The 25,931-nt window shown below is 39.3% G+C and carries 19 protein-coding genes; 11 read left to right on the top strand and 8 right to left on the bottom strand.

The annotated features are described in order from the left end of the window. Positions 1–43: 43 nt before the first annotated feature. Positions 44–1,114, bottom strand: coding sequence for a peptide-methionine (S)-S-oxide reductase MsrA (gene msrA, locus QOL76_RS21030; RefSeq protein WP_283414934.1), 1,071 nt, complete (start codon positions 1,112–1,114; stop codon positions 44–46). 212 nt (positions 1,115–1,326) lie between these two features. Between msrA and QOL76_RS21025 the strand changes: the two genes are divergently transcribed. Beyond that, positions 1,327–1,911, top strand: a complete 585-nt coding sequence (locus QOL76_RS21025) for an outer membrane beta-barrel protein (RefSeq protein ID WP_283414933.1) — start codon at positions 1,327–1,329, stop codon at positions 1,909–1,911. A gap of 11 nt (positions 1,912–1,922) precedes the next feature. On the opposite strand, the gene QOL76_RS21020 is transcribed toward QOL76_RS21025, so the two are convergent. Further along, positions 1,923–2,570: a GDSL-type esterase/lipase family protein gene (locus QOL76_RS21020; protein ID WP_283414932.1), complete on the bottom strand. Its 648-nt coding sequence runs from the start codon at positions 2,568–2,570 to the stop codon at positions 1,923–1,925. A gap of 295 nt (positions 2,571–2,865) precedes the next feature. On the opposite strand from QOL76_RS21020, the gene QOL76_RS21015 reads away from it, so the two are divergent. Beyond that, positions 2,866–3,987, top strand: coding sequence for a DUF4407 domain-containing protein (locus tag QOL76_RS21015; protein ID WP_283414931.1), 1,122 nt, complete (start codon positions 2,866–2,868; stop codon positions 3,985–3,987). A 12-nt stretch (positions 3,988–3,999) separates the two neighbouring features. Here the strand turns inward: QOL76_RS21015 and QOL76_RS21010 are convergent, their stop codons facing one another. The 3 genes from QOL76_RS21010 to QOL76_RS21000 are packed head-to-tail and all read right to left on the bottom strand — an operon-like array spanning position 4,000 to position 6,655. Beyond that, positions 4,000–4,761: a DUF5995 family protein gene (locus QOL76_RS21010; RefSeq protein WP_283414930.1), complete on the bottom strand. Its 762-nt coding sequence runs from the start codon at positions 4,759–4,761 to the stop codon at positions 4,000–4,002. 1 nt (position 4,762) lies between these two features. Beyond that, positions 4,763–5,491: a VIT1/CCC1 transporter family protein gene (locus tag QOL76_RS21005; protein ID WP_283414929.1), complete on the bottom strand. Its 729-nt coding sequence runs from the start codon at positions 5,489–5,491 to the stop codon at positions 4,763–4,765. Further along, positions 5,492–6,655 carry a dipeptidase gene (locus tag QOL76_RS21000; protein ID WP_283414928.1) on the bottom strand — a complete coding sequence of 388 codons (1,164 nt, stop codon included), beginning with the start codon at positions 6,653–6,655 and terminating at the stop codon, positions 5,492–5,494. Between the two features lie 925 nt (positions 6,656–7,580). On the opposite strand from QOL76_RS21000, the gene QOL76_RS20995 reads away from it, so the two are divergent. Further along, entirely contained in the window at positions 7,581–7,793 is a 213-nt protein-coding gene (locus tag QOL76_RS20995) for a hypothetical protein (RefSeq protein ID WP_283414927.1), read from the top strand. Positions 7,794–7,842: 49 nt separating this feature from the next. Here QOL76_RS20995 and QOL76_RS20990 read toward each other — a convergent pair whose 3' ends face one another. Genes QOL76_RS20990 through leuS form a run of 3 tightly spaced genes read right to left on the bottom strand, consistent with a single transcriptional unit; the run spans position 7,843 to position 12,592 of the window. Next, a complete protein-coding gene (locus QOL76_RS20990; RefSeq protein WP_283414926.1) occupies positions 7,843–8,688 on the bottom strand; it encodes an FkbM family methyltransferase in 846 nt (281 codons plus the stop codon). Beyond that, positions 8,688–9,758, bottom strand: coding sequence for a glycosyltransferase family 4 protein (locus QOL76_RS20985; RefSeq protein WP_283414925.1), 1,071 nt, complete (start codon positions 9,756–9,758; stop codon positions 8,688–8,690). The genes QOL76_RS20990 and QOL76_RS20985 overlap by 1 nt, the downstream gene beginning before the upstream one ends. Before the next feature lie 59 nt (positions 9,759–9,817). Beyond that, the gene (leuS, locus tag QOL76_RS20980) at positions 9,818–12,592 is read right to left on the bottom strand and encodes a leucine--tRNA ligase (protein ID WP_283414924.1); all 2,775 of its coding nucleotides are present in this window, start codon (positions 12,590–12,592) and stop codon (positions 9,818–9,820) included. A 147-nt stretch (positions 12,593–12,739) separates the two neighbouring features. Here leuS and QOL76_RS20975 point away from each other — a divergent pair, with 147 nt between their 5' ends. From QOL76_RS20975 to QOL76_RS20940, 8 genes are all read left to right on the top strand, one after another. Then, on the top strand, positions 12,740–13,201 hold the full coding sequence (locus QOL76_RS20975; protein WP_283414923.1) for a GNAT family N-acetyltransferase: 462 nt from the start codon (positions 12,740–12,742) through the stop codon (positions 13,199–13,201). A gap of 135 nt (positions 13,202–13,336) precedes the next feature. Continuing rightward, the gene (locus tag QOL76_RS20970; RefSeq protein ID WP_283414922.1) at positions 13,337–13,963 is read left to right on the top strand and encodes a 7-carboxy-7-deazaguanine synthase QueE; all 627 of its coding nucleotides are present in this window, start codon (positions 13,337–13,339) and stop codon (positions 13,961–13,963) included. Positions 13,964–13,967: 4 nt separating this feature from the next. Further along, entirely contained in the window at positions 13,968–15,890 is a 1,923-nt protein-coding gene (locus tag QOL76_RS20965) for an OmpA family protein (protein WP_283414921.1), read from the top strand. 479 nt (positions 15,891–16,369) lie between these two features. Continuing rightward, entirely contained in the window at positions 16,370–19,348 is a 2,979-nt protein-coding gene (locus tag QOL76_RS20960; protein WP_283414920.1) for a SusC/RagA family TonB-linked outer membrane protein, read from the top strand. Positions 19,349–19,360: 12 nt separating this feature from the next. Next, positions 19,361–20,791 (top strand): RagB/SusD family nutrient uptake outer membrane protein, encoded by a 1,431-nt coding sequence (locus QOL76_RS20955; RefSeq protein ID WP_283414919.1) that lies wholly within the window; start codon positions 19,361–19,363, stop codon positions 20,789–20,791. A gap of 14 nt (positions 20,792–20,805) precedes the next feature. Next, positions 20,806–21,654, top strand: coding sequence for a hypothetical protein (locus QOL76_RS20950; RefSeq protein ID WP_283414918.1), 849 nt, complete (start codon positions 20,806–20,808; stop codon positions 21,652–21,654). Between the two features lie 87 nt (positions 21,655–21,741). After that, positions 21,742–25,209: a S8 family serine peptidase gene (locus QOL76_RS20945; RefSeq protein ID WP_283414917.1), complete on the top strand. Its 3,468-nt coding sequence runs from the start codon at positions 21,742–21,744 to the stop codon at positions 25,207–25,209. Further along, a complete protein-coding gene (locus QOL76_RS20940) occupies positions 25,209–25,907 on the top strand; it encodes a hypothetical protein (RefSeq protein ID WP_283414916.1) in 699 nt (232 codons plus the stop codon). Before QOL76_RS20945 ends, QOL76_RS20940 begins: the two co-directional genes overlap by 1 nt. Positions 25,908–25,931 lie beyond the last annotated feature (24 nt).

Below are 25,931 nucleotides of genomic sequence, written 5' to 3'. Positions count from 1 at the left end.
AATAAAAAAAGGCTGCACATAAGCAGCCTTTTCAATTGTGTTGTTAATCCACTAGCCAGAGATAATCACCATAACCCTCAGCTTCCATTTCTTCCTTTGGTATAAATTTCATCGCAGCTGAATTCATGCAATACCTAAGGCTAGTTGGTTCTGGACCGTCATAGAAAACATGACCTAAATGACTGTCTCCAAACTTACTTCGGACTTCTACTCGGAGCATGCCCAGATCGTCGTCAGTTGGTTTTTCTAATGCTCTAGCATCAATAGGCTTGGTGAAGCTTGGCCAGCCTGATCCTGATTCGTATTTGTCTTTGGAGCTGAAAAGCGGAGCACCTGATACAATGTCAACATAAATTCCTTTGTCGTGATTTCCGTTGTATTCATTCTGAAATGACATTTCAGTAGCATCTTCTTGAGTTACTTCATACTGCAAATCAGTCAAGGTCTTTTTCAACTCGGATTTTGGCGGAGCCTTATATTCTTTCTCACTAAGTTCCGGCCAATGTTCCTTGATGAATTTATCACGACCAGATCCATTTCTATACGAATAGTAATCCTGAGGACTTTTTTTATAATAATCTTGGTGATACTCTTCTGCAGGATAGAAGTTGGTATACTTGATCAAAGGAGTCGCAATAGGCTTGTCGAATTTACCGGATTTATCAAGTAGCTTCTTGGAATCTTCGGCTACTTTCTTTTGCTCAGAGTCATGAAAGAAAATGGCTGATTCATATTGAGATCCTCTGTCATAGAAGGAACCTCCTACATCTGTCGGATCAAAAGTCTGCCAGAATATATCTACCAATTCAGAATAACTGATTACTTCTGGGTCAAATGTGATTTGAACTGACTCTCTGTGAGAAGTCTTTCCGCTGGATACTTCACCGTATGTAGGGTTTTTTTCTTTGCCTCCGGCATAGCCCGAAATTACCGTAATTACGCCGTCTATTCCCTCAAATGGAGCTTCTACACACCAGAAACATCCGCCAGCAAATGTGGCTAACTCGGTGTTTCCTTTGTAGTTAGCAAGTTTGTCTGTGTCTGCAGTTGATTCTTGACTTTGCACCGCAGTGTTACCGCAGGCAAACATCAGCGCTAGGATGAGAGATAGCATGGGTGTAGTAAGTTTATTTGAACTAAACATGTTTTTGGTTCTTTTTTTGTTTTGGATGATATAGAAATCATTTTAATCTAAACTCAATTTACGTGATTCTGTTTGAGAGTTTATGGACTATTATGGTTCCAATGCATTGAAATACGAGTTGAGATCAAACTCGGTTTGTCTTACAGCTTACATTTTACCAAATTTCACTAAGCCTGAATCTCATGAAAAAGCTACTACTATTCTTTTTAGTTATGTGTTCGCTGGTTTGTATACAAGCAAAAGCGCAGCACAAAGGTTCGGGTTTTGGGGTTAAGGGAGGCTTGAGCTATAGCACTTCAGGAAAGTATTTCAAAGATGCTGGGTCAATCTGGAAAAGTCCAGGTAGTTCCGCGGGTTACCAAGTTGGAGCTTTTTATAAATTGGCGTCTTATGATATTTTCCTGCGACCGGAATTGCTCTATACACATTCCCAGTTTGAATCAGGCTTAGGTGAAGTCAAGGCCAACCGATTGGATGCGCCAGTGATGGTAGGAATGCATCTATTTAAACTATTCACAGTAGTAGGCGGGCCTTCTTTCCACTACCTATTGAATGACAACTACAATGATTTTTTTGAAACTCCCTCTGAAAAAGACTTGCTTTTTGGATACCAGTTTGGCTTGGGGCTAAATTTTGGACCGGTGGGATTAGACTTGCGATACGAACGCGTACTGAATGACCAAAAATTAAATTTGGATCAGGTAATTAAAAGGAAGGATGATTTCAGGTCAGAGCAAGTGATTTTGGGACTTTCGTATCAGTTCTAATCAGACTTTCCTTACTTCAAAAAAGGAGTAAAAATCTCCTTCCAAAGCTCATAGCCTTTTTCATTCATATGAAGATTGTCTTCTATGAAAATATCAGCTCTAGGTTTGCCAGTATCATCCAGCATGATGTCCCATACATTCACTATATGTACGTTTTCATGGGTGGTCGCATATTGCCTAATCAGATCATTTAATGCAACGTAGGAAACTTTTTTATCCCAGCGCGAAGGGCTAGGTTTTGCAGCGATCAGGTTAACCGTGGTATTTGGATATTTTGTATGAATCTGCGTAACTAATTCATCTAGGTTGCCCATTATAGTTGATATCTCCTGGCCTGCATTGATGTCGTTGTCACCTTCATAGATGAATACTTTTGAGGGTTCAAAACGAAGTACAGTTCTGTCCAAATGCATCAATAGCTGATCTGCCGTAGAGCCACCAAAAGCAGAATTGATGATAGCTACATTAGGAAATTGCTCCTGAAGGTTTTTCCACATCCTTACACTCGAACTGCCTGTAAAAACTACGCTGCCTTTTTTCCAGCCGGCATCATCGATTTCTTTTGCGCGCTTATTTACTTCCTCTTGAAAGGGGAGTTCTTGCGCAAATGAGAATTGTACCAGAAATAGTAAAACGAGTGCAGAGAGTAACTTCTTCATATCCTAAATATACTCAACCTACTGAGTAAATTCCATGCAAAGTGTTTTCAAATTGCTTTCTGATTTTAGTAACCTGAACAAAACCGATCATATGGCGAGCATTTTCGAACACTGCGTACAAAAATGAAGAATGTCCTCGATTTTGTAAATGACATTTTTATCACTTGAATTGCCCCTTGATTGATCAGAATAGGCCTTTTTCCTTGAATTCGTCACAATTCAATCTAGAAAAATCAAATTCTGCCTTTTTGGTGAAGTTTTAGCGTTGTGTATTTAGGTCAACCATTTACCTTATATGAATAGCATCACTCGTTTTTTCTGGTTTTGTAGCGGCGCAAACTTCTCATTATTAAAAAGATCTCCAACTGAGTCAAACAAATATCTCGGGATCGGTGCTACCGTTTTCTTCACGGGAATACTTGCAGCATTGGCAGCAGGATATGCTTTGTTTACCGTGTTCCAATCAATTTGGCCTGCGATCTTTTTTGGCCTGCTTTGGGGGTTGATGATATTCAATCTGGATCGATTTATCGTTTCCAGTATCCGGAAAAAAGAAAATGCTTGGGGTGAGTGGAAGTTGGCGATTCCGCGATTAGTATTAGCTGTCTTACTTGCCTTGGTGATATCAAAGCCGCTGGAATTGAAAATGTTTGAGCGGGAAATTGATCGTAAAATCGATGAGAAGAGAACTGTGTTTATAGCAGAATCAAAGCAAAATCTTGCAAAGGGTTTCCCTGAGATTCAAGAGTTAGAGGCTAAAATTGACACGTTGAAGGCAGAAGTTTTAGATTTCGAACAATACAGAAATCAGCTGCAGGATGAATATGATGCAGAGCGATTTGGGGAGAAGACAACTAGCACAAGTGGAATTGTTGGATTGGGAACAAATGCTAAGAAGAAGGAGGAGCAGCTAGATGCGGCTCAAGTCACATTGAATGAGCTTAGAAATAGGAATCAGGTTCGTGTTGACACGCTGGAAGCGCAGATTCGTGAATTTGTTGCTTTGAGACAACTGGAATTTGAAAAGCAACAGCCAGGAATCGAAGGCTTTGATGGGTTGGCTGCTCGAATGGAAGCATTGGATGCTTTAACCAAGGAAAGTTCAGCAATGGCTTTAGCAAACACCTTTATCATGTTGCTTTTTATTGCTATTGAAACAGCACCAATTTTCGTGAAGTTAATTTCTCCACGTGGACCATACGATGAGTATTTAGAGCTACATGAGGACAAAGTCAGATTGTTCAAAGGAGAGAAATGGACTTTTGCCAAAGGCGAATCCGAGGCAAGGGTTGGCTACTTCCAAGACACTCACTTCTATGCTATGGATCTTAACAAGGAAAAGACTAACAAGAAAAATAAAGCCCAGACTGACGCAGAAATTATGGAGTTTGAAAAAGGGTTTAATCAGGATATCTGAAACTCAATTCTCCTAATCCTTTTGAGCTTTTTTGACCACTACGTCCAGCTGATCCATCGTGCGACTCACTGATTTCCATTCAGCGAATCCAACTATTTTCACCATAAATGATAGAAACTTACCTGGGTTGATTAGCTTGTTTGCCAACTTGGAAATGTTTCTATCTCGCTCTAGTATTGATGCATTTCGGTCTTCGCAACCATAATATTCACCGGCGTATTTCCAAGCTCCATCTCGGGCAAGTTGGATAGAGAAATTCAGCAGCATTTCATCGCGGCCTTTTGCTAATGGGATCAGCCAGCCAAAAATCGGAGAAACCATGCTAATATTGGACTTGACTCCATCTACCAATTCTGCCAGGACAGCATTGATTTTATTGAAATCATTTTGAATGCCTGCAATAGGTTCTGAGCCCATGGTGTCTGCAGCTGAGATGCCCAGGTCAAGATTAATATGTGCGTTGATGCCTAGAAACAAATGCTGAAGAACTAGGTGCTTGCTGTCTTTGCTTGCTTCAAATGCAAGCATCCAGCTATTAGTAGGGGCTTGAGCGATTTTCCATGTGTTATATGCATTGATAAATCTGCCCGCAAAGAGAACATCTAGCTTTTCCATTCTTGGATTGTCTTCGAATTCTCTAGCTAGGATTCCGTCACGAATTCTACGAGTCACCTGCCTGTAGAGAATGGCAAAATAGCCAATCCGTGATTGATCATTTTTACATTCAGCTACGATTTGATCCATTCGCACCAGTACTTCATCTATGGTCTTCATATCATTGTTTAATAAAAAAGTTCTCTAGAATATCACCTACATAATATGCAACAATGGCTGCCAACAAGCCTAAGGCAACGGTTTCCGCTATGCTTTTTATTGGTGAAGTTTGATTTACTAAGGATTTTAAAGCTCCGATTAATACGAATGCCAGGCCTGTAAGTATGCTGGTCCAAAAGAAAGTATTAATGTCTGAGGGATAGAAAAATGTCCAGAGATAAACTAGCAGTGGAATGAATCCGACAATTAGGAATGATGCAAATGTGGCGACCCCAATCTTAAAGGGGCTTTTGGTTTCTTCCATTAAGTTTAGCTCGTCTTTCATCATTTCTGCAACCCAGATGTCTTTGTTGGAAGTGATTTGATCTATAACTTTCTCCAAGAGTTCCCCCTCAAATCCTTTAGCTTTGTAAATGTCTCGGATTTCTTCACGCTCTACTTCCGGAAGATTTTCTACTTCCCAATATTCAATTTCCTGATGCTTATTGTAGTTTTCTTTATCACTCTTTGAGGACAAATAGGCACCCACAGACATCGAAAATCCATCGGCAAAGAGATTTGCAAAACCAAGAATTATAATGATCCCAGCATCCAGATCTGCGCCAAATCCCCCGGCAACTACTGCAAATGTCGTGACAGCACCATCAATTCCTCCGTACACAAACTCTCGAAGATATTCCTGAAGTTTCTGGAAGTATTTACTCTTTTGATGCAGGTGAGCTTCGTTCATTTATCTCAGATTTGTTAGGAAAAATCTTTTCACATTTTCGCCCATTATAGCTTTGATCTCCGCTTCACTAAATCCGGCATTCATCATTCCCTCTACCAAAAGAGGAAATCCTGTGATATCAAAAGGAACCGCGACCGATCCATCGTAATCTGACCCAAGTGCGACATATTCTATACCCACTAAGTCTCTCACATGCTTTATCGAAGCAATGATATTGGGCAATTCAGGAACTCCTACTGCTTCATCAAAAAATGCGATGCCTATGATGCCTCCATTTTCAGCGATTTTCTGGATTTGGAGATCACTCAGATTTCTCTGTGAGTCCAAAACAGCCCTCACCCCAGTATGTGATACCATCACGGGCATAGTAGTCATCTCTAGCACATCATCTACTATTGCAGGAGAGCAGTGAGCCAAATCCACAAAAATACCGAGCTCATTCATTTTCTGAACTACTGATTTCCCAAATTCGGTAAGGCCCGCTTGACTTTGTCCATGAGCAGATCCACCAAGTTCATTATCAAAAAAATGAGTTAACCCTATCATGCGAACGCCAGCTTCATAAACTCGATTTAGATTTTCTATATCTCCTTCGAGTGCATGTGCACCTTCGATTCCTAACATGCCGCCGATAACAGATTCATCATTTTTTCTAGCAGAAATGAGTTTGTTTAGATCCGCTTTGTTTTTAACGAAGATCGCGTTGCCATCTTCATCCTGTATGAAATCTGCTAAGTTTTGGGATTGTGAAAGAGTACGGTTTATTAAGCTAAACCAGTTTGACGGAGATTCCCCTTTTGCTATGGTCAGCGGGGTGATGTTGTCGAATGCATCCGAACTATTACTCTGCATATTTTGTCCGGCTGGGGATTTTGAAACAATGGTAAACATCTCCAAAGCGACATTGGCTTCTCTCATTCTTGGGAAATCAACTTGCCCACGACTTCCTCTCTGGGTCAAATCCCTTCCCCAAAGCAAGGCGTCGCAATGTAAATCCGATATAAAATCCAAGCGCTCATACAAAGCCTGTGCGTCTGATGAAACAGAATAGGGTGGAGAAGACTTGACGGGATTTCTTTGAGATTCTATATAGGGTGGGACTATAAGGGTTGCAGCTAAATAGATAAGGACTAAAACCCCAAGTGCGATTATTAATTTCTTCATAGCAAATGATAAGACCATTGAAGATAATGAAAAATGGTCTATCCTCTGACAAATGCTTTTGAACAGAGATAGGCTATAGATTTCATTTCATTTTTTATTTTCAGGGAAGAAGGGTGACTGTGTGGAGGGTTAATGTGAGAAAAAATAATTATTTGTTTTTGGGCGCTTTAAAACATTTTCATTATGTTTATCAAAATATAAAGATCAAAAAAACAAATACACAGCAAGGATTACAAAAGTATATTTGGTTTTAGATGATTGACAATAGACCCACTCTCGGGGGCTTTTTCTAAAAAGCTCCCTTTTTTTATGTCTATATATTTTTACATTTTGTTTAAAGTTGAAAAGGTGGTTTAAAAAATCTTTGATTTAGATCAAATTTATGTTCAAATTCAAAAAACTGGTTTATTTGAGTGGGTAATTTTGAATTGGTTCTTTCGAATTGAAAATTTGGCATAATTGAAAAAGTCATTCCTAAAATTTCGAAATATGTTATTTGGAGGATTAAAATACTGAAATGGTTTTTTTATGGATTTAGGCCAAAAAGGGAGGTTATTTTTTTATTAAGTATTGGAATCTTAAACGGCCAAAAAACTTTTATCATTAATTGTGAGGTGTTTTAATTTGTTGTTTTGATTAAAGGCCTTTAGCTCAATAAGTTGTTGGGTTCTTCTTTGCGAATGGTGTTGGGATTTACTCGAGTTCCATGTTTGCACGGAATATAAATCATGAATCTATTAACACATGGCAATCATTATTATCTACACATCTGTAAGTGATTGGCAAAATGTATGATTGCGGATTATCATTTTTATGTTTCGCTAGTCATGATTTTTAGTGAAGTTCTATTGTTGATTTAGAAAAACTTAAATGGCATTACAGCGAGTTTCTTCATACCAGCAATACAATTGAATGTCGAATGGGTATGAATTTTCTATTTGATTACGAAGCCATTTATTATGCCGTGATACCTGGTAGAAATTTCCCAATCGGTTTTGGCTTCGCTGTGAGTGAGGTGGGGGTAGAAGTTGAGATTGCTGAAGGAGTCTGTGAACAATCTACTTTTGAAAGAAAAGTGAGTGTATCAATCAGTATGGGATTTCCGCCATACATTCGAATCGTGTCAAGATCAATCTGAGTTAAACATCCAACTGCTCATAAACTCTGATCCCCAAGTGAGTATAAGGTTACAATTGTTGGGGAGTTGCAAGGATATTGCAGAAATCAGGCAATGTGTCCACCTTGTTCAAAGATCCCCGCAGACCTATTTTTGAAAAAGTATAATTGAATGGCTTCAACAATTCTAAAATATCCTCTGGTAGGTAGCCGCCAGCGATGCATGCGTCCTTATTGATTTCTAGAAGAAGAATTGGAAGGTGCTTTTTTAGTGTATTGAGAGCTCCTTTGAGAACCTGAAGCTCAGCTCCTTCTACATCTATTTTTAAGAAGTTAACCTTGTTGATTTTCAACTCTTCTATTTGTTCGTCAAGTGTATCAAGCTGAATTTTCCCGAGTTCTATGCTGAATTTATCAGTATTGTAAATGGTGTTTGTACCCTCATTAGAATCTTCGCTTGCGTAGAGTGTTACCTCACCTTTTTTATCCGAAAGGCCAAGTTTCACTGGAGAGATGGTCTTTTGAAAGGATTCGTTAAGTCGGATGTTTGCAGTCAATTGATCGAAAAGCTGAGGCATAGGTTCAAATGAAACAACCTTTCCATTTGTGCCTACTTTTCTAGCCGCCCAGAGGGAATACTCTCCTTGATTTGCCCCCACATCTATGAAGGTGTCACCTGTTTTCAGATATTTCTCCAATACAAAAATCGGTGCCCAATCATGCGCGCCACGCCAGTAGATTGCATTGCCCATTTGCTTTGCGATGTCCACTTTCATGGCTACTCCTCGAAAGGTAAAATTCCTCCAATCCCCTTCTTTTTTTGAAGAGCCATAGAATTTTCGAAACAATTTAGTGACAAAAAAACCGCCTGGAATTACATATAAATTTCTAGATATTTTACTTAATACTTGTTCCATTAGAGAGTATATGACTTACCTGTAAATTGCTCCAAAGTCCCGATTAACGTTTGTTCTCTGAGTGCAAGAGAGTAGTTGGCTTGAATATGAAGTCGTGAATTTATGGAAAGTAAATCTTTATTGATGGATCCAAGGGCTTTATCCACCACTAGTATTGCGGCTTCTAGGGATTTCTCACCTAGGATAAACCCTGAATCACCTACGATTTGAGGAATGTGATTCGTATACGATCCGATAGGAATAGCTCCGCAAAGCATGGCTTCACCTAAAGCGCAGCCAAATCCTTCAAAACTGGAGAGTTGAAAGTAGAACTCAGTTTTCTGATAACGCTCGAGCAACTCTTCTGGAGATAGAAATCCTAAGAAATAAACGTTAGCGGGTATATCTAACTTTATTTCTGAATCATTTATCCCTGCAAAATAGAAGTTACAGGTTGGGTATTTCTCAGCAATCTTTAAAATCAAATCTCCGCCTTTCAGCTCAAATTGACTGGATGACATGACGGCCAAAAAGCTATTTGGGATTCTATTAGGCTTTGTAGGTAGTGTCCATTGCATGTCATCTAATCCATTGTAGATTGTTTTTATGGGTGCCTGTAATCCATGAAAGTGAAAAAGCAGACCTTGCTTTCGAGACTTGATGGCTGGATCGAAAAGCAATTCTGTTTCGATTAGAGATTCACTCACTGGAAAGATCGCATCGGCTCGTCTGTAACTGAAGTTGCAAATTTGCTTTAGAAGATCAATCCTTAAGCTGCCGTAATTGATCTCAGGAATAGAAGCGCAATCAGTACCATGGGTGACTATGAAGACTTTTTTGCCAAAGACCTGCCCAAATACTGTAGCCCAAAAAGCCCAATATCCTCCAAAATTGACAAGGATAAACTCAGCTCCGAAAATGCTGAAAAGCATGGAGAAAAACTGCGCTATGAAATTTAGAGGCGCAAGCTTTTTATTACCCCAAGGTTGGTTGATTACCCGAACGTTAAAATATTTTGACAAAATCCTGAGGTCGCTTTTCACAAAGGACTGCAGGGATGGCGTGATGTACAGGATTTTATTTCGGCTCATTTAGTTTCCTTGAAAACAAGGCTCAATATCCAATAAAACAAACTTGGACTGAGACTTAATTAAACCACCAGATTCACAATCTTTCCTGGAACAATTATTATCTTTTTTGGCGCTTTTCCTTCCAACCATTTCATGACGATTTCATCAGATAAAGCAGCTTCCTGAATCTGATCCTTGCTTAATGAAAGGTCCAGGCTGAGTTTAGTTCTCATTTTACCATTGATCATCACTGGATATTCGAAAGCACTTTCAACTAGATGACTTTCGTCGAAAATAGGGAAAGTAGCATCAGTTATAGAACCTTCGTGTCCAAGTAAATTCCAAAGTTCCTCTGCAATATGTGGTGCATAAGGAGAAACCAAAATCGCAAGTGGTTCCAGAATTCCACGTTTGTTTGATTTCAGTGCGGTAAGCTCATTCACGCAGATCATAAAGCTGGAGACGGAGGTATTGAAAGAGAAATTGGCCATGTCATCTTCCATCTTTTTGATGGCTTTATGAAGTGCTTTGTATTCTTCTTTGCTAGGTTCTGCATCAGAAACTTGGAATTCCCCAGAGCTGTTGTGATATAGATTCCAAAGCTTTCTTAAAAATTTATACACTCCGTCAATTCCGTTTGTATTCCAAGGTTTGAATTGCTCCAAAGGACCCAAGAACATCTCGTACAATCTCAAAGTGTCAGCTCCGTATCGCTCAATGATATCGTCCGGATTTACCACGTTGTATTTAGACTTGGACATTTTCTCCACCTCAGATCCGCAAATGTATTTGCCGTCTTCCAAGATGAATTCTGCATCCGCCAAATCAGGTCTCCATGCTTTGAATTTATCTAAGTTCAACTGATCGTTGTAGACAATATTGACGTCCACATGCATGGCAAACGTATCGTACTGGTCTCTCAAGCCATAGCTGACAAATTGGTTCGTGCCCTTTACTCTATATACAAAATTCGATCTACCTTGGATCATCCCTTGGTTGATCATCTTCTGGAATGGCTCATCCACGGTTACTATACCAAGATCGTACAAGAACTTTGTCCAAAATCTGGAATACAGCAGGTGTCCTGTCGCATGCTCGGAACCGCCAATGTACAGATCTACAGAGCCCCAATAGTCAGTTTTTGCTTTGTCGGCTAACTCAGTTTCGTTCTTAGGATCGGTGTATCTGAAGAAATACCAACTTGATCCTGCCCAGCCTGGCATGGTGCTTCTTTCCAGAGGGAATTCTCCCTCCGCGGTTTTGTAGTTCCAGTCCGACGCTCGGGCAAGTGGAGGCTCGCCGTCTTCTGTTGGCAAGTATTTATCTACCTCAGGTAAAACCAAAGGCAGGTCTTTTTCTTCTATTAAATAGGGAAGTCCTTCTTTGAAATATACGGGAAGTGGCTCACCCCAATAACGCTGGCGGGTGAAAATCGCATCACGCATTCTGTATTGAATCTTGCCTTTTCCGATGCCTTTTTCTTCCAAAAACTCAATGGCTTTGTTCATGGCATCTTTCATGTACAAATTGGAAATGAAGCCGGAATTGATAATCAAGCCGCCTTTTCCAGGAAAAGAACCTTCCTCCATAGAGCCTTCGATCACTTGTCTGATTTCAAGTCCGAAGTGCTTCGCAAAGTTATAATCCCGCTCATCATGCGCAGGAACGGCCATCACTGCACCAGTTCCGTATCCAGCCAGTACGTAGTCAGCTACCCAAACTTGGATTTCTTCTCCATTAAATGGATTGATCGCATAAGAGCCAGTGAAAGCCCCTGATATGGTTTTTACATCGCTCATTCGCTCACGCTCTGAGCGGTTTTTGGCTACTTCTATGTATGCTTCCGCTTTTTCGCGTTGATCTTCTGTGATCAGCGCTGCTGCCAGCTCAGATTCTGGGGCCAAAGCCAAATAAGTCACACCGTATATAGTATCCACTCGAGTGGTGAATACTTTGATCTTCTGATCGGAATCTTTCACCTGAAATACCACATCAGCTCCGATGGATTTACCGATCCAGTTGCGCTGCATTTCTTTGATTGGTTCTGACCAGTCTAGTTTTTCCAAACCTTGTAGTAAGCGATCTGCATAAGCGGTAATTCTCATCGACCACTGCATCATTTTCTTTCGCTCTACAGGATGCCCGCCACGCTCGGAGAAGCCTTCTTTCACTTCGTCATTGGAAAGTACAGTGCCTAAAGCTGCGCACCAGTTTACGGTGGTTTCTGCTAGAAAAGTCAGTCTATATTTAAGGAGTGTTTCTTGTTTTATTTTTTCAGAGTAAGCATTCCAATCTGCGGCAGTAAACTTCTCCGTATCCTCATCACAGGCAGCTTTTATGGAAGCATTCCCTTCTTTTTCAAATCGCTCGATCAATGAATCAATAGAAAGTGCTTTGTCCGCATCTAGATCATAGTAGCTATTGAAAAGCTGCATGAAGATCCATTGTGTCCACTTGTAATAATCAGAATTGGAAGTTCTGACTTCTTTACTCCAGTCGAATGCAAAGCCGATGTTCTTCAACTGCTCTGTGTATCTGGCGATGTTTTGCTCGGTAGTGATCGCAGGATGCTGTCCAGTCTGGATGGCATATTGCTCAGCAGGTAGACCAAAACTATCATAACCCATCGGGTGCAGAACGTTGAAGCCTTTTAACTTTTTGAATCTAGAGACAATATCTGAAGCAATGTAACCCAGCGGATGACCAACATGAAGTCCCGCTCCAGATGGATATGGGAACATGTCTAGAGAATAAAACTTTGGTTTGTCAGGGTTTACATTGGCCTGAAAAGTTTGGTTTTCTTCCCAGTATGCTTGCCATTTTTTCTCAATGTCCTTAAAAGTGTACTCCGCCATGATTGTATTTTTTCTAGTTTTTTAGCTGAACGCCTGCAAAAATAGAAAAATTGATGGGCTTTGTGGTTCAAATTCGTAATTCATAAAGACTTGCTGTTTATTTAACGGATCATTATCACATAACGGAAAGGTTTTTAATAGATTTATTTGTTTACGGAAAAGTGTGATATGGGAAATGTGATTATTCGGAAAGGAAGTATTGAAGATGTTTATTATATCCATAGGCTGATTCCGGAGTTTCCAGGGGAGATTAGGAGTGGCTTTTATGAAGAGCGACTCAAGCTCAAGATGCATTTGGTCTTGGTAGCTGAAGTAGGAGGCCAATTGGCTGGATTTAAAGTTGGTTATGAAAGTAACGAGCCACAAATGTTTTATTCCTGGATGGGAGGAGTGATACCTCAATTCAGGAAAGCAGGTGTTGCACGTGCTTTGGCTGACAAGCAAGAGCTATGGGCTAAGGAAAATGGATTTACACGGGTCTTTTTCAAAACACGGAATAGGTTTCCTGCCATGATCAATTTTGGGATGAGAAGAGGTTTTAAGATTGTGGGGATGATCAAAAAAGGGTCAGAGGATGATTATAGAATAGTGATGCGGAAGAGCTTCTAGAATTCAAAGGACTGATAAATCGAGTTTGGAATATTACAATTTTGTAATCTTCGAGTTTTTCAATCATAAACCTTACCTTTGCGGCATAATTCACCAGCGGTTCAATTGCCCGCTTTACCAAAAATTCAGATGAATATGAACACAAAGGAGTTAGTGGCGAAAGGATTGGAGCTTCCTTTAATGGAGGCATTTTATACCATACAAGGGGAAGGTAGATTTACTGGGCATCCTGCTTATTTTATCCGGCTTGGAGGCTGTGATGTAGGATGTGTTTGGTGTGATGTAAAAGAGTCCTGGGATTCTGGTAAGTGGCCGGTTCTTTCAATAGAAAAGATTGTGGAGGATGCCTTGGTTTACCCAGGGAGGTTGGTAGTCATAACAGGAGGTGAACCTCTACTGTATGATCTTGGACCTTTGACATCACTTTTGAAGGAAAAAGGATTTACAACTAATATTGAAACTTCCGGAGCACATCCTTATTCAGGTGATTTTGATTGGGTTTGTTTTTCACCCAAAAAGTTCAAAAAGCCACATCCTTCGATCTACGCAGTAGCAGATGAATTAAAGGTTGTAGTATTTCATCAAAGTGATTTTGCCTTTGCAGAAGAGCATGCTAAGCAGGTGAATTCCAACTGTGAATTGCGCTTACAACCAGAGTGGAGTAAGGCTGAAAAATTTACTCCCGTGATTATAGATTTTGCAAAAAAACATCCAAAATGGAAAATTTCGCTTCAAACTCATAAATTTATGGACATACCCTAAGTCCATGCGCCCAATTTTAGCCGGAATTCTTCTTTTTTTGACAATATCTTTCGCAAATGCGCAAAGCTATTCGATCATTGATGGGAAGGCTATTAAGCTGTATCGGGAGGCAGAAGAGTTTACCCTTTCTCGGCAATACGATTCGGCTATTGAAAAATATCAGGATGCGATCAATAGAGAAGCTTCATTTTTAGAAGCCTATGTAAAATTGGCCCAGCTTCAAATTACGGTGGGGGAATTAGAAAATGCGGAGAAGACCGTTATTGCTGGAAAATCAAGGCTATCCGGTAAGAATGCCACAACTCAGCATAAGGCAGATTTGGGATGGGTTCTGACCCATGTATATTTGAAGCAAGGTAGATTCAAGGAGGCTTACCAGGAATTTGCAGCCACTGACCCATTATTTACCGCATCATTTCGCCGTTTGCCTAATTATCTGGAAATGAAAAGCCAAATGGAGTTTCTTGCTGATCAGTTGGAGAACTTTCGGCAAATCGAAAAGGAGAAATTGCCGGAACCTCTCAATGAGTTTCGACTACAGTATTTTCCTGTATTGACAGCGGATGGTGAACAGATACTTTTCACGAAACGGGACGGCACAGGGAATAATGATAAGGAGGATATTTTCATGGCTTTTGTTTCTCCAGAAGGAGATTGGTCCAAACCTCAGAGTATAGCACAAACGATTAATTCACCATATAACGAGGGGACCTGCTCGGTCACTGCAGACGGGAATATCCTGATCTACACTTCATGTGATGCTCCAGATTCAGAAGGAAGCTGTGACCTATATATCGCATATAAGATCAATGGGATGTGGCAAAGACCAAGAAATATGGGGAAAAATGTGAATTCGAGATCGTGGGACTCTCAGCCATCCTTATCTGCAGATGGTAGGATTTTGTTTTTCTCATCAAATAGGAAGGGGGGATTTGGAGGAAATGATATTTGGTATAGCGTGATGCAAAATGATGCAAGCTGGTCCGAAGCTAAAAATCTTGGGGATGTGGTAAATACACCAAAAGATGAAATTTCCCCTTTCATGTTCTTTAATAACGAGATTCTTTTTTTCTCATCTAATGGTCATCCTGGTTTTGGTGGAATGGATATCCAGCTGTCTAAAGTAGTGGATGGAGAGTTTACCAAGCCTGAAAATTTAGGATGGCCAATAAACGATCAATTAGATCAGGTTGCTTTATTTATTACTGCTCAAAAGGACTATGCATACTTTACGGAGCTAACTTCTTCAGAAAAAGAACATGACAGGTCTCTGTTATATAGATTCAAATTTCCTGAGGAGATTTCACTGGGTGAAAATCTTACCGTGACAGAAGGCAAAGTATTTAATTCGGAAACTGGCGAACCAATTGATGCTACTTTATCGCTAGTTTCTCTGGTCAATGACAGCACGCTTTATCGATTCAATTCAGATGGGAAGACCGGTGCATTTACTATGATTTATCCTGAAAAAGCTATATCAGGGCTTTATGTTGAGAAAAAAGGTTATTTACCAAAAATTTATAATGTAGAGCGGGACAATATTAAAAATGTCAAAGATTTAAAAGTAGAGCTTGTTCCAGTGGCAGCTGGGGAGGAGTTCGTTTTTGAAAATGTATTTTTTGAATTTGATGATTATAGCTTAAAACCGGAATCAATATCATCACTGAAGAGGCTAGTAAAATTTTTATCTGAAAATCCAAATGTTAATATTTTGATAATTGGACATACGGACAATGTGGGTAGCGCAAATTATAATCAAACACTTAGTTTACAGCGCGCAAAAAGTGTTCAGGAATACCTTACTAGTCAAGGTTTTCATCATGGAAGAGTCTTAGTAGAGGGGAAAGGGGATAAGGATCCAATGGTCAAAAACGATAGTCCTGAAAACAAAGCTTTAAATCGTAGAATCACAATTAAGGTATTATAAGAAGGGGGAATGTTAATATTCTGTTACTAAAATCCCTCTTAAATCCAACTATTTAGTAAATTCTAAAACTAATAGCGCTATTATAGGTCTTATTTTTTTGACCAATTCAAATTTAAATTTCTTTTAATTGCTGTTTTAAGCAATAATAGAGATGATTTTCGGTGTTATGATTATTAATATTCTGCATAAAAGGAAAATTTTGGAATTTAAATTGTTTTAATAATAACCTAAGAAAATTTCCTAATTGTTAAATAATTTTTACAAAAAATTAACTTTTGTTAACGTTTGAATGACAGAACAAAAGTTTGTTAATTGGTTATTTTTTGATTGAATCCAATTTTAATTCTGTTAAATCTTTAAAAAATAGATTTATATTAAATTCTTAACTCTATTTACAGGTTAAATATGTAACCTGCTGCTTTGCGATATTGCATCAATAAGAATATCATTGGGTAAATATAAACCAAATCATATCACTTATGAAGAAAATTTTACTCCTAGGGCTTTCGCTATTCCTGGTAGGTGCTGTGGCATTTGCACAGGGGCGTAGAGTAACCGGAATAGTAACTTCAGCAGAAGATGGTCAACCAATCCCAGGTGCAACCGTCCTCGTTAAAGGTACTACTGTTGGTACTGCCACAGATCTTGATGGCAAGTATTCGTTAAACATTCCCGATGGTGGAACAGTTTTGGTGATTAGTTTCATTGGAACAACCACTCAAGAAATCAACATTGGTCAAAAATCTGTTATCGATGTAACTTTGCAGCCTGATTTTCAGAGCCTGAGCGAAGTAGTGGTAACATCATATGGAGATCAATCAAAAAGAGAGATTACGGGGGCTATATCATCTGTAAAAGGTGAAATCTTCGAAAATCTTCCAGTTCAATCGTTTGACCGTGCTATGCAAGGTCGAGTTGCTGGTGTTCAAGTGACTTCTACTTCTGGTCAGCCAGGTGGTACTTTGAATGTTAGAATCCGAGGTGTTGGTTCTATCAACGCCGGTAATGATCCACTTTACATAGTGGATGGTGTCCAGGTAAACAATGGTGGTCTTTCCGGCCAAGGTTCCCAGAACGCACTAGCATCAATCAACCCTAATGACATCGAGTCGATTGAAGTTCTTAAAGACGCAGCCGCTGCTGCAATTTATGGAGCTCAGGCTGCAAATGGTGTTGTTTTGATCAATACTAAAAGAGGTAAGAAAGGTAAATCACAAGTTAAAGTTTCTGTTCAAGAAGGAATTGTTCAGCCAATCAATCTTTATGATGTGATGGACGCCTCCCAATTGGCTGGAATCAAAAGAGTAGCTTACCAAAACCGTGGTTTGGCTACTTCTGGATCAGATGCGACTTATGGTAATCCAGAAGATCCTAATCTTGAGTCTTATGATTGGCTAGATGCCCTTTATAGAGAGGGTAGACTGAGTGTTTATGATATTTCTGTCTCTGGAGGAGATGAGAAAACTACGTTCTTCCTTTCAGGGTCATATACTAAGCAGGAAGGTCAAATTCAAATGTCGGATTATGATAGAGCTACGGGTAGATTGAATGTTACTCACAGACCTACGAAAAATCTAACTGTATCAGCTAATCTCTCTTTGGCTTTCCAAAACACAAATGGATCAATCGATAGAGGAAATTTTGTAAATGGTCCATTCGTAGCTGGTTTTTCAGCTCGTCCTAATGTTCCAATTTATAATGAGGATGGGACTTTTGCCCCTTATCCATCAAATCACCTGTTTGGATACAATATTGTACAAGGTGTATACGAAGAATTGAGAAGTGGTAAAACAGTACAGACAGTATCTAACCTGCAGTTGAACTATCAATTTGCTCCATGGTTAAGCTGGACTTCTTACTTTGGACTTGATTTCTCCGACAATGCGGATATCAATAACAGACCATCTACGATTCCGGTGTTTTCTTCTTATGGAGGAGCTTCAACTTTTACAGCTAGAAGAAATACAAACTTAAATACCAACCACAATTTTAATTTCAATAAGAAATTTAACGACGTTCATACTGTGTCCGGTATCTTAGGTTTTGAGTACAAAGGGTCTCAGTCTGATTTGCAAACTGCAACTGGTAGAGGATTCCCAAATCCTACATTGATTTATTTAAATAATGCTGCTACTCCATTCTCAGTAGGTAGTTCATACACTGAATACAAGAGAGCTGGTTTCTTCGGTCAGGCAAAATATGATTATGATGACCGATACACAGCAGACGTTACATTGAGAAGAGATGGTCACTCTAGATTTGGTGAGCAAAACAGATGGGGTACTTTCTATGCAGTTTCTGCAGGATGGAGACTTTCTTCTGAAGCATTCCTTCAGGATGTTACTTGGTTGGACAACTTAAGAGTAAGAGCATCCTACGGGGTAACTGGTAACTCTGATATTGCCAATTTTGCTTCAAGATCTTTAGTAGGGTCTTCAGGACAATATTTAGGTCAAGGAGGATTGACATTGACTCAATTGGGTAATGACCTATTGACTTGGGAAGAAGCAGAATCTATCAACCTCGGTTTAGATGCAACTTTGTTCAATGGAAGAATTATCACAACTGTTGAGTTTTGGAGAAAGAATTCTCAAGCACTTCTATTTAATACCCCGCTTCCTACTGATTCAGGTTTCGGATCAATCACTAGAAACTCAGGAGAAGTAAGAAACCAAGGTATTGATCTTGATGTGCAAACAGTGAACGTTGTAGCAGGGAAATTCCAGTGGAGCACTGGTTTCAATATCACTTTCCTTGAGAATGAATTAATATCACTTTATGATGGTCTAGATCGTATTGGTAACGATTTGATTGTTGGAAAACCTATATCGTTTTTCTATACAAATAAATATTTGGGAGTTAACCCTGCAAATGGTAGAGCGATGTATGATGATGGGACTGGAACTGGGAATTTTACTTATGTGACGGGTCAAAGTACCTTGGACTACAGAGGAAGCGTTTTGCCTTCTAGCTACGGAGGACTTTCTAATACTTTCACTTATGGACCAGTATCACTTGAAGTGTTCTTCCAATACCAGTTCGGGAATTTAGCCACCAACTCAGATTTGTATAATCTTTCCAACTGGGGATCTGGCACGGGTAATATGACAGTAGATCAGTTAGACTATTGGACACAACCAGGCGATATCACAACTGTAGGAAGACCTTATGAAGGCGGTCAAGAACCAGGGACTTCAAATATCAACACATTCTCTACTCGATTAATAAGTGATGGAGGATATATAAGATTGAAGCAAGTGACATTAAACTATACTTTAGGTGCTGCAACTGCAAGTAAAATAGGTATGGCAAGCGCTTCTATATTCGTTCAAGGGTTGAATTTGGCGACTTTTACTAAGTATAACGGAATTGATCCAGAGGCGAACTCTATCGGAAGTACTTACGGAGCATATCCAAATGCACGTCAGATTTCTGCTGGTATCAATCTTAACTTCTAATTAGAAATAGGAATGAAAAATTATATAAAAATCATTGCGCTTGGTTCTGTACTATCTCTGGCATCTTGTTCAGATTTATTGGAAACTGAACCAAGACAAAGTTTAACTCCCGAGTCTGCACTTTCAGACGTGGATGGTTATGAATCACTATTGGCGGCATCTTACGGTGGAGCAAGAGCGTTTGGTGCTTACGGACAGACGTTAATGATTGCACCTGAAATAATGGCTGATAATTTAAGAATTATCGCAAATACAGGTCGATACATTGGTCAGGAAGTAAATGCAGACAGAGCGCATATGTCGCTCTGGGGTAATTATAGTTCAATTAATGAAACAAATATTATCCTTGCAGGTATTGATGATGTTGAAGGGGACGCTACCAGAAAGAATAGAATTAAAGGTGAAGCTCTTTTCTTGAGAGCTTTATATTATTTCGATTTGGCTAAAGTCTATGGCTATGAGCCAGGTAAAGAGGTAGATGGTTGGAATAATTCTGTGATTATCAGAACTGAGCCTACCTTAGGCTTTTCTGATGCAGATTTTAGAGCTAGATCTACCAATAGACAAGTTTATGATCAGATTGAGTCTGACTTGAGTACTGCAATTGGTTTACTTCCATCAGCTGCAAAAGGAACAGCAGGAATTTACAGAGTGACCAAAGGAGCTGCTGAAGCGCTTCTTGCGAGAGTTTATTTGTATGATTCTAAATTTTCTGAAGCTGCCTCAATGGCAACGCAAGCGATGGCTACGTTTGGCCTTGGAAATGATGGCACTGGGCTAGCAACACCTGCTAATTATGTGTCAAGCTTTTCTACTTATCCTAATCCTGAATCTCTATTTGAAGTGGAAATCAGATCTGTGGATTGGTCAACAGTAGATGGTGTGAATAACTCCATGTGTACGCTTACAGCTAATGTTTTCAGTAGTGCGCAATTTATTGTAACTGCATCAAACGAATTGCTTGCAGCCTATGAGACAGGAGACGTAAGACGAAATACTTGGACTGAGACTACTCGTTCTGGTGCATCAGGAACAGTTTACAGGTCAAACAAATGGTTAGGTACTAAGGGTGATTTTCTTGAAAATCTACCGATTATTAGGGCTGCAGAGCTTTACCTAATCAGAGCTGAGGCTAGATTTAGAACTAGTGATGCTGCTGGATCGCGATCAGATTTGAATGCTCTTAGAACTAACAGAGGATTGCCTGCAGTCGATGGCGGATTGTCTGGAGATGCATTGTTTAATCAGATTATGACTGAAAGAAGACTTGAATTTGCAGTGGAAGGTCATAGATGGTTCGATCTAAAAAGAAATGGCCTTACCATTACTAAGCATGGTGACAATGAGCCAGTTCCTTATTCGGATTATAGACTTCTTGCCCCACTTCCTCAGGATCAGGTACAATTAAATGAGCTGTTGGTAGATAACCCAGGTTATAACTAAAACCGGAAAAAATAATGAAAAGCAATAAAATATATATATTTCTAGCAATGCTCGTCGCTACGCTGACGACCACTGCTTGTTTTGATGATCAGGGTGTTGATACCTTCTTTGATGGAAATCAGGTTGAATTCAACGCTGCAAATCTTCCTAATGGATTGACTCAATCCTTTGTGAGATTGAATTCTTCGCAAACAGATGTGTTGAATGTTCAAATCAACAGAGTTTCTACTTCAGGTAGTGCTGCAATTACAGTTAATATAGAGGCAGATCCTACTTCAACAGCAGTTGAAGGTGTTCATTATAGATTGGATTCCAAATCTATAACAATTGGTTCTGGTGAGTTTGTTTCTAACTTACCAGTCACCGTGTTAACAGGGAATATTGATCCATCTGAGACACCTGATTTGATTTTGAACATCACTAGCGCTACTGGTGCAGAAGTTTCTTCCAATTATGGTTCTTTGACTGTAGCTATTCGTGTTATCTGTCCTTCAGATTTAGCTGGTACTTACTCTGTTTTCTGGGAGCAACTCCAACTCGGAGATGGAGCTGGTGGTGCAGATCAAACAACTACAGATTTTGTTATAGCTTCCGCTAGCACGATGTCGTTTGGAGTTGCAGGTACCGGTTTGTACAATATGGACGATATGTCTTTTGGAATGTACCCTGGTCTTTATAATGATTCAAAGCCAACTGGATCTATCCGAGATAACTGCGATGTCCTAACAGGTTCTGCATCTAATGCAGATAGATTTGGTGATCCTTTCACTATCTCTGGTGTAGTAAATGAGGATGGTACTATTACCATTATTTGGTCAAATACTTGGGGAGATGGTGGTACAGTAGTCCTTACCAAAGTCTAGAATCTCTTTTAATTCATAATAAAGGGGGCTTTTTAGCCCCCTTTTTTTTAAACTTTAATTAGTTCTAAAACGTTGATAAACTGGTTTATGGATAATAGATTGATGAGATCAATACTTATAGTTTTACTATTGGGTTTAAGCATTGCGTTAGTGAAAGCCCAACAGTTTGTCAATTCTCCTTCTCTTTTGGAGGAAAGGGATGTTATATCAAAGGATTTCAATTTGAATTTCCCTTCTTTTTATCTCAATAAAGAAGCTATAAAACAAAAAGCTAATCAATTAGGAATTCCCTATTTACTTAAATTACAAGATGGGCAAGTAGCTGAGCTTAATTATTTTGACGAAAGCAATGCGCCCGTATATTACACTACGTTTAACACTCGGGCTGCAATCACTACTTCTACCAATGCTCTTCAGCAAGGAGGGAGTCTGGCACTGAATCTTACGGGAAAAGGGATGACTGTTGGGATATATGATCAGACACGACCAAAAGCTAACCATGTTGAATTCCAGGATCGACTTACACAGGTTGATGGTTCTACCGAGGTAATTAGTAACCATGCAACACACGTTGCGGGTACAATAATGGCAGCTGGAATCAATGCAAATGCAAAGGGCATGGCTAATGAAAGTACTGGTTGGGCTTTTAACTGGGAAAGTGATCTCTCTAAAATGAATTTGAATGCCTATGATCCGATTACTCAAACCGACGGACATTTAGTTTCTAATCATTCCTATGGAATAGTGGTGGGGTGGTATCGAAATGCAAGTAATGCTTGGGTTTGGTCAGGAAACGCAGCAGTCGATCCTGATGAGGATTACCGATTTGGTTTTTATTCTTCTAAAAGTAGAGGTATAGACGAATTGGCTTTTGCTAAGCCCTATTATACGATTGTTTGGGCTGCTGGTAATGATAGATCTGACTCTGGTGATGGAACAAGAGATCCTGATGGACCCGATGACACAATTGGACCAGAAGGGGTTGCTAAAAACGTAATAACGGTAGGTGCGGTAAGTAATATTAATGAATACACAGGACCTCAGGATGTTGCAATAAGTAGTTTTTCTAGCGTTGGACCAGTAGATGACGGCAGAATAAAACCAGATGTAGTGGGCATGGGGGTTAGTGTATTTAGTTCGGCTATAGCTGATGGCGGTGCGACAGATTCTTATGCTTCCCTCAGCGGTACATCAATGGCATCACCAAATGTTACAGGTTCACTCCTGTTGCTTCAGCAATTATTTGCTCAACGAAACGCAGGCAGATATATGTGGGCATCTACCTTAAAAGCCCTCATGATAAATACTACGAAAGAGGCTGGTAATAACCCTGGTCCAGATTACGTATATGGATGGGGGCTGCTAAATACAAAAGGGGCTGCGGAAATTATACTAAATGAGAATGGAAGTTCAGATGTGATTCGTGAAGAAAATCTTACTCAGGGAGCTGTTTTCGAAAATGAATTTGTATCAGATGGGATTCAACCAATTCGGATCACGATTGCTTGGACAGATCCTGCAGGGAACCCAGCTTCGCCGTCATTAAATCCTCAAAAGTTGATGTTGGTAAATGATTTGGATTTAAGAATCATAGATGAAGAGGGCAAAACCTTTTTTCCTTACACACTTAACCCTGCTGTGAGACTTTCTGCTATTGCAGAAACAGATAAGGACAATTTTAGAGATAATGTCGAGCAAATTTATATTCCCAACCCAAAGCCACAACGCTATAAAGTAATTGTTACCCATAAAGGAGAATTGATAAACGGAATTCAGGATTTCTCTATGGTAATGAAAGCAGGTACCTCGGATGGGGCTTCTGAGACATTGTATTGGATAGGTAATTCCGGAGGAGATTGGAATAATCCATCTAACTGGTCATCCACTGCTAATGGTTCTACAGCTAATAAGATTCCTTCTTTAGGAACAAGAGTGGTTTTTGAAGGCGCTTCTGCCAGTCCCCTTGTGGTCAATTTCCCTGTTGATGCCAATGCGTTTAGTGTAAACCTATTTGGTAGCCAATCAGTATCAATGAACTTGAATGGAAATGATATCGTGGTTTCTAATGGTTTTAGAGTTAGTAATCAACTTACCGAAATTAGAAACGGTAAAATTGTTTTTATTAACCCTACTATAAATGAGCAGCTAGTTGAGTTAGGTAAAACACTATTTGAAAATGTTGAATTAAATTTCGAATCTGGTAATTGGCAGTTGTTGCAGGCTGAAAATCTAGATAAGGTATCAATTTCAAATGCGAATCTTACAGTATCAATACCGCGATTGAGTTTAAACTCCCTTTCGTTGACTTCCTCTTCGGAACTTTCGGGGGATTTCGAGCAAATAGAATTTAAAACTAGCGTCTTGATCGCTAATAATTCCATTCTTAAAGAAGGAGTTGATTTGGAGTTTAGCGGGGAAAGCGGTCTCTTTGAAAATACCTCTTCAAGGGATTTCGCTAACCTAGTAATAAGTTCGGGTGTTTTGAATGTTTCTTCAGACGGCTTCCAGAATTTAGAAATTCAGAATGGTAAAATGATTCAAACTGCAGCTTCCCTTGAGTTGGAAGATTTGAAACTTGGTGCAGGTTCTCAGTTGGACTTGAATCAGTCTGGCGAAATTTCTGTGTTGAATACGATAACAGTTGATGCAACTTCTACTGCTAATGCTGAATTAACAGCCACAGATAAAGGAACGATTGTTCACGATGAATACAGAAAATATTGCTTTGAGAACCTCAATATATCTAATGTAGACCTAGAGGGAGCTTCAATTATTAATCTTGGTAGCAATGCCTCACTTTCAAATTCGGATGGATGGCTAGCACAAAATTGCGAGGATGTTTTGTTTGCCAACTTTATAAGTAACTACACGTGTGTAGGCGCTGCATCTGAATTTAAGAATCTTAGTGAAGGGTCAATTTCAGAATATTTATGGGATTTCGGAGGACTAGGTTCTTCTACTAATGCTAATCCTATATTCGTTTTTGAGCAGCCTGGAGATTATTTGGTTACATTGACTATTACAAATGATTCTGGATCAACAGAATTTGATCAATTAGTAACTGTAGTCGAAAATGATTTGCTTACGCCGAATATTGTTGCAAATGGCAATGTTCTTACCTCTCAGCAGTCCGGGTCCTCTTATCAATGGTATCTCAATGAAGTTAAACTAGAAGGAGCTACAAATAGATCCATTCAAGCTTCGGGAGATGGCCGTTATCAGGTTGCAATCTTTGACGATGATTGTAATAGGATCTCTGAACCAACTGTCATTTCTGCAATTCCTGATAATGAGTCAGAATTAAGTCGGTTTGGAGTGTTTATTGGGCCAATCCCTACATCGGATAAATTGAGTATAAACATTTCTAACAACTATAGAGGTAATGTTGAAGTCCAGCTTATTGATCTTACAGGCCGAATCTACCTTTCGCAAAGTGCCATTAAATCTGACGATGAATTGAATTTTGAACTCTTAATGACTGGTCCATCGGGATTATATATCCTGAAGATTAACACAAATAATTTGACACTAAATAAAAAAGTAATTAAAAACTAATGAAAAATATCCTACTGGTTGCAACCCTTTTTTGTTCCCATTTTGCAGTAGCACAAATATCCAATATTAATATGAATGGAGCTCCCGCTCGGTTAAATTCTTACACCGATATAGATGGTTCTCCTTACCTTTTCGACGATTGGTCAACGGCTGATATAGGCTTTACCAATGCAGGGCTTAAAGAAAAGGTTTCATATAGGTTTAACATTCATGACAATGAATTAGAAGTTATCAACGAAGCTGGTAATAAAATTTATCTGAATAAAGATTATGTGGAATATGCAATCCTTACTAGGCCTTCTATTCAATTGACAAATAATAACACTGGAATGCTAACCAGTTTGTTGGTGAAAAAAGGCTTTGACTTTGTCCCTAACCTTGGGCCAAAAGATCTAGTGAATGTGATTGCTGAGGGGAAAAACTATACGTTGATAAGGAGATTTTATTCGGACTTAGTGACACCACCTAAAAACAGCTATGCTGTGACAGCTGGTAGAATGTTTGTGTTTGAAGAGAGTTTTTACTTAATAGATTCTGAGGAGAACGTCCAGAGTGTTCGGGATAACACAAGAAATATTCTCAAAGCTTTAAATGAAAAAGATCAGGATATAGGAAAGGAAATAGTGAAGAAAAATGATCTAAACCTAAGTAGAGAAGATCATTTGACCATATTCTTTCAAAAACTCAACGAATTATAAGCAAGATTCACTAGAAAAGCCCGC

The sequence above is a fragment of the Algoriphagus winogradskyi genome, assembly GCF_900182815.1.
Taxonomy (GTDB): domain Bacteria; phylum Bacteroidota; class Bacteroidia; order Cytophagales; family Cyclobacteriaceae; genus Algoriphagus; species Algoriphagus winogradskyi.
This window is presented reverse-complemented; position numbering and strand designations above follow the sequence as displayed.

Coding starts and splice junctions, on each gene's coding strand:
- QOL76_RS20940 (WP_283414916.1), top strand. CDS start 25,209: ATGAAAAATATCCTACTGGTTGCAACCCTTTTTTGTTCCCATTTTGCA.
- QOL76_RS20945 (WP_283414917.1), top strand. CDS start 21,742: ATGGATAATAGATTGATGAGATCAATACTTATAGTTTTACTATTGGGT.
- QOL76_RS21025 (WP_283414933.1), top strand. CDS start 1,327: ATGAAAAAGCTACTACTATTCTTTTTAGTTATGTGTTCGCTGGTTTGT.
- QOL76_RS20965 (WP_283414921.1), top strand. CDS start 13,968: ATGCGCCCAATTTTAGCCGGAATTCTTCTTTTTTTGACAATATCTTTC.
- msrA (WP_283414934.1), bottom strand. CDS start 1,114: ATGCTATCTCTCATCCTAGCGCTGATGTTTGCCTGCGGTAACACTGCG.
- QOL76_RS20985 (WP_283414925.1), bottom strand. CDS start 9,758: ATGAGCCGAAATAAAATCCTGTACATCACGCCATCCCTGCAGTCCTTT.
- QOL76_RS21005 (WP_283414929.1), bottom strand. CDS start 5,491: ATGAACGAAGCTCACCTGCATCAAAAGAGTAAATACTTCCAGAAACTT.
- QOL76_RS21010 (WP_283414930.1), bottom strand. CDS start 4,761: ATGAAGACCATAGATGAAGTACTGGTGCGAATGGATCAAATCGTAGCT.
- QOL76_RS20995 (WP_283414927.1), top strand. CDS start 7,581: ATGAATTTTCTATTTGATTACGAAGCCATTTATTATGCCGTGATACCT.
- QOL76_RS21000 (WP_283414928.1), bottom strand. CDS start 6,655: ATGAAGAAATTAATAATCGCACTTGGGGTTTTAGTCCTTATCTATTTA.
- QOL76_RS20960 (WP_283414920.1), top strand. CDS start 16,370: ATGAAGAAAATTTTACTCCTAGGGCTTTCGCTATTCCTGGTAGGTGCT.
- QOL76_RS20955 (WP_283414919.1), top strand. CDS start 19,361: ATGAAAAATTATATAAAAATCATTGCGCTTGGTTCTGTACTATCTCTG.
- QOL76_RS20990 (WP_283414926.1), bottom strand. CDS start 8,688: ATGGAACAAGTATTAAGTAAAATATCTAGAAATTTATATGTAATTCCA.
- QOL76_RS21015 (WP_283414931.1), top strand. CDS start 2,866: ATGAATAGCATCACTCGTTTTTTCTGGTTTTGTAGCGGCGCAAACTTC.
- QOL76_RS21020 (WP_283414932.1), bottom strand. CDS start 2,570: ATGAAGAAGTTACTCTCTGCACTCGTTTTACTATTTCTGGTACAATTC.
- leuS (WP_283414924.1), bottom strand. CDS start 12,592: ATGGCGGAGTACACTTTTAAGGACATTGAGAAAAAATGGCAAGCATAC.
- QOL76_RS20950 (WP_283414918.1), top strand. CDS start 20,806: ATGAAAAGCAATAAAATATATATATTTCTAGCAATGCTCGTCGCTACG.
- QOL76_RS20970 (WP_283414922.1), top strand. CDS start 13,337: ATGAACACAAAGGAGTTAGTGGCGAAAGGATTGGAGCTTCCTTTAATG.